Origin of the sequence: Protofrankia sp. Cas8, assembly GCF_963555845.1 — a bacterium.
Taxonomy (GTDB): Bacteria; Actinomycetota; Actinomycetes; order Frankiales; family Frankiaceae; genus Protofrankia.
The window spans coordinates 679-4,920 of sequence record NZ_CAUVXI010000302.1 but is presented as its reverse complement, the minus strand read 5'-3'; the positions used below and the strand labels follow the sequence as shown (position 1 = coordinate 4,920).

Genomic DNA, 4,242 nt, shown 5'->3' with positions numbered 1-4,242 from the left:
AGTTTCTTCAGATCGTGCGGATTGCGGACGGTCGACAGAAGCGACACCGGCACTTCCTCTCCGTGCACTCCCTGCCCCCCCTTTTGAGGGGATCGGCCCCGGACGCCGCTCAGTCTACGCAGGTCAGAGGATCAGTCGCGGTCACAGACTGGACATGTGAACACGTTCCAAACAGGCTCCAAGGGGGCCATCCGGCGCTTACGATGCGCGGTTTGCCCCGGGGGATCTGAGCCGTCCGGCGACGCCGCAGCGTGCGCGCGCCGCTCCCGTCGGGCGTGTCCACCACGATGAGACGGCGTGTCCACCGAGATGAGAGGAGTCAGCCGGGCCGCTGAAGTAACGCCACGCATTCGACGTGTGCGGTCATCGGGAACAGGTCGAACGCCCGCAGCCCGACCATGGAGTAACCCGCCGTGACGGCCACGGCAAGGTCCCGGCCAAGGGGTGCGGGATCACAGGCCACGTACGCGACCGCCCGAGGACGCAGGGCGAGCAACTCGCGCATCACGCCTGCGCCCGCGCCCGCCCGGGGCGGATCAAGGACCACGATGTCAGCGCCGGTACCGGCCAGCCCACGCAGGGATCCGGGCGAGACCCGAACTCCGCGCAACGACACCTGTGGGAGGTCTGCGAGGCTGCGCGCGGCGGACGCCACCGCCTGTGGGTCGGACTCCATCGCCACCACGACCCCATCGGGACCGACGGCGTCGGCGAGCGCGGCGGTGAACAGACCCGCACCGGCGTACAGATCGAGGGCACGTTCCCCGGGACGTGGCGCCAGACCCGCCAGGACCGCGTCCACCAGCGCCTCGGGCGCGCCCGGATGGACCTGCCAGAACACCCCGGGAGCCAACCTGAACCGGCGTCCGTTTACCACCTCCACGATCTCGTCGTCAACCGGGCGAAGCCCGGCGGAGCCACCCGCCGTAGTGATTAATTCCACTGGTGTGACGAGCGTGCTACCACTTGAGACGCTCGCGGCGACCTCAATCTCAATCTCGACAGCACCGGCGCTCGGGTCCGCGCTGGTCGTCGGGAAGGTCCGGCCGGTGACCGCGGCACGCACGAGCGGGTGGGCTATCCGGCAGTCCGCCGCCGCGATCACCTCGTGCGAGCGGTGGCCCCGCAACGCGACCTGGCCCTGTTCGGTCAGTGCGTAACGCATCCGGGTGCGCCAGCCGAGACCGTCGGACGGCGAACCCGACGGTGAACCCGACGGCGGGTCCAGCGCTTCGACCTCCACCGGCCAGTCGAGCCCGGCCAGGCGGCGCAGCTGCTCGCGGACCACCTCGGCCTTGAACCGCCGCTGCGCGGCAAGCGAGGCGTGCTGCCAGTCGCATCCCCCGCACCGGCCGGGCCCGGCGTGCGGGCACGGCGCCGGCACGCGGTCCGCAGAGGCCGCCAGGACCTCGACCGCGTCGGCGCGCCAGTACCGGTCGTGCGAGGTGTCGGTCAGGCGGGCTCGGACCCGTTCACCCGGCAGTGCATGCCGGACGAAGACGACCCGGCCCTCGTGACGAGCCACACACGTCCCACCGTGCGCCACCGACCCGATGTCCAGCTCGACAACCGGCGCGGCCGCGTCAACGGACGCGCCGCCGGCCTGCTCGGGGCGGCCGGGCCGGTGCCCGTGGCCGCTCATCGTCGGGTGGCTCCGGTCGTCCCGGCGTCCGTGCCGGCAGCGGCCGTGCCGGCGGTGTCCCGCCCGGCGGTGTCCCGCCCGGCGGTGTCCCGGCCGGCGGTGTCCCGCCCGGCGGTGGCCTGAGCGGGGGCGGCCGAACCGGTGGCCCGGCGCACGGCTCCCGGCGCCGTCCGGTCCTGGCGCCGACCGGCCTGCTCCGAGGAGGCGAGCTGCCAGGGGACGCTGGTGACCATCACGCCCGGCTGGAAGAGCAGCCTCCCCTTGAGCCGCAGTGCGCTCTGGTTGTGCAGGAGCTGTTCCCACCAGCGCCCGACCACATACTCGGGGATGAACACCGCGACCACGTCGCGCGGGCTCTCCCGTCGGATGCCGGCGACGTAGTCCAACACCGGCCGGGTGATCTCGCGGTAGGGCGAGGCGAGTTCGACCAGATCGATGCCGATCCCCCGTTCGTCCCAGGCCTGACGCAGCCGACCGGATTCGGCCGGATCGACGGCTACGGTAAGCCCGACCAGGGAGTGGGGACGGGTGGCCTTGGCATACGCCAGGGCCCGCAGTGTCGGTTCGTGGATCTTGCTGACGAGCACCACCGCATGCACCCTGGACGGCAACGTCGGCGGCCCGGGCTCGGCCGCCAGCTCGTGGGCCACCCGGTCGTAGTGCCGGCGGATCGCCCGCATCACCACGAAGATCACCGGCATGGCCACACAGACGAGCCACGCGCCACGCGCGAACTTCGTGGCCAGAACCACGACCAGCACGACAGAGGTCACGCAGGCGCCGACAAAGTTGATCGCCTGCGAACGCCGGATACGTCGGCGGGCGACCGGGTCGCCAGCCTCAGGATCATCGCTTCGTAGGAGGGTCTGCCAGTGCCGGACCATCCCGGTCTGGCTGCACACGAACGACACGAACACGCCGATGATGTACAGCTGGATAAGCCTGGTCACCTCGGCGTCGAACGCGACGATCAGGAGAATCGCGAGAGCGGCGAGGGTGATGATTCCGTTGCTGAAGGCCAGGCGATCGCCACGGGTGTGCAGCTGGCGCGGCAGATAACCGTCCCTGGCCAGGATCGACCCGAGGACCGGAAAGCCGTTGAAGGCGGTGTTCGCGGCCAGCACGAGGATCAGCGCCGTGACGACGGCGACATAGAGGAAGCCGAACGACCCGTCCCCGAAGACTGCGGCGGCCACCTGCGCGATGACCGTACGCTGTGTCCCGGTTGCGGTCCCGTTTGCACCGATGAGATCCGCCGGGTTCTCCGCGACGTGGACATGCGAGATCATCGCCAGGATGGTGACGCCACTGAACATCGTGACCGCGATCAGTCCCATCGCCAGCAGCGTCGTGGCTGCGTTGCGGCTCTTGGGTGGACGGAACGCCGGGACCCCGTTGCTGATCGCCTCCACACCGGTGAGTGCGGTACAGCCGGAGGAGAACGCCCGCAACGCCAGGAAGACGGTGGCAAGGCCGCCGAAGGCGGACTCGGCGTGCACCTGGTAATTCGCGCTCTCGGCCTGGGGCGTGTGCCCGAACGCGGTCTGCAGCAACCCGACCGCGACCATCACCATGACGCCGACGATGAAGCCGTACGTCGGGAGCGCGAACGCCGTGCCCGACTCGCGGACACCGCGCAGATTGATTATCGTCAAAATGACGATCAGCACCACGGAAATGAGCACCTTGTGGCCGGCCAGGCTGGTCATGGCCGACGCGAGGTTCGCCACCCCGGCGGCAACCGACACCGCGACCGTGAGGACGTAGTCGACGAGCAGCGCGCTCGCGGCCGTGAGGCCGACCCGCGGCCCCAGGTTCGTCATCGCGATCTCGTAAGCGCCGCCCCCGGTGGGGTAGGCGCGCACGTTCTGGCGGTAGGAGGCGACGACGGTCAGCAGCACCACGACGACCGTGGCCGCGACCCACGGCGCAAGGTGGTAGAAGGCCAGACCACCGAGCGACAGGACAAGCAGGATCTCCTCCGTGGCATACGCCACCGAGGAGAGCGGGTCGCTACCGAAAACAGGCAGGGCAATCCGCTTGGGCAGCAACGTCTCGCCGAGTTTGTCGCTCCCAAGGGGGCGACCGACGAAGCCGCGCTTGAGGCGGTCCGTGAGCCTCACGCGGCGATGCTACCGACAGATGTGACCGGCATCGCACCGCTGTGAGATGACCGATATCTCCGCTGCTGGGCACCGCCCACGCATCGACCGGGCCGACTCAGGAGGGCTACGCTCTGCCGCGTGCATGTGGTGATCCTCGGGTGCGGGCGAGTCGGTTCGGCGCTCGCGCGCAGCGTCGACCGGTACGGCCACAGCGTTTCGATCATCGACCAGAACCCGGACGCCTTCACCCGGCTGCCCGCGGACTTCAGCGGCCGAATGATCACCGGAGTCGGTTTCGACCGGGACACCCTGATCGAAGCGGGCATCCGGGACGCGACGGCGTTCGCCGCGGTTTCCAGCGGCGACAATTCCAACATCATAGCCGCCAGAATCGCGCGGGAGATGTTCGGCGTGACCAGTGTCGTTGCCCGCATCTACGACCCCCGCCGGGCTGAAGTGTACGAACGGCTCGGTATCCCCACGGTCGCCACTGCT

At 69.7% G+C, this 4,242-nt stretch carries 3 protein-coding genes; 1 reads left to right on the top strand and 2 read right to left on the bottom strand.

Annotated elements, in window-relative coordinates; translation table 11 throughout:
- Positions 1-319 precede the first annotated feature (319 nt).
- Entirely contained in the window at positions 320-1,642 is a 1,323-nt protein-coding gene (locus U9977_RS25790) for a class I SAM-dependent RNA methyltransferase (RefSeq protein ID WP_322751879.1), read from the bottom strand.
- Positions 1,639-3,765: an APC family permease gene (locus U9977_RS25785; RefSeq protein WP_322751878.1), complete on the bottom strand. Its 2,127-nt coding sequence runs from the start codon at positions 3,763-3,765 to the stop codon at positions 1,639-1,641. The genes U9977_RS25790 and U9977_RS25785 overlap by 4 nt, the downstream gene beginning before the upstream one ends.
- A 120-nt stretch (positions 3,766-3,885) precedes the next feature.
- Between U9977_RS25785 and U9977_RS25780 the strand changes: the two genes are divergently transcribed.
- Positions 3,886-4,242 (top strand): TrkA family potassium uptake protein (locus tag U9977_RS25780; protein WP_322751877.1); only part of this gene is annotated, 357 nt, incomplete at its 3' end.